Origin of the sequence: Streptomyces poriferorum (genome assembly GCF_019399235.1) — a bacterium.
Classification (GTDB): Bacteria; Actinomycetota; Actinomycetes; order Streptomycetales; family Streptomycetaceae; genus Streptomyces; species Streptomyces poriferorum.
This window is the reverse complement of sequence record NZ_JAELVH010000028.1, coordinates 1-343: the sequence shown is the minus strand read 5'-3', so window position 1 is coordinate 343 and position 343 is coordinate 1. Positions and strand designations below refer to the sequence as shown.

Here is a 343-nt window from a genome sequence, read left to right as displayed (position 1 = left end):
CCGCCCGCCGGAGGGGCTACTTCGCCAGTCGGGTGATCCCGGCCGCCCGGTAGGCGTCCGCTTCGTCGAGTGTCTCGTTCGCCAGCAGCGCCGCGGACAGCGAGTCCAGCCGGTCCCGGTTCTCACGCAGCATCCGGCAGGCCGTCTCGTAGCACTCGTCGACGATGCGGCGCATCTCACCGTCCACCGCGTCCAGCGTCGCGGGCGCCGCCGACAGGCCGTACGGCTGCTGGGCGTCGCCCGGGACCGCCGTCAGGCGGCCCACCCTGTGGCTCATGCCCCACCGGCCCACCATGCCCCGGGCGAGCTGGGTGACCTGCTCCAGGTCGCTCTCCGCGCCCGT

Annotated in this window: 1 pseudogene; it reads right to left on the bottom strand. The window is 74.3% G+C overall.

Annotated elements, in window-relative coordinates:
• Positions 1-16 precede the first annotated feature (16 nt).
• Positions 17-343: pseudogene (locus JGS39_RS07930) on the bottom strand (ATP-dependent zinc metalloprotease FtsH); the annotation flags it as partial.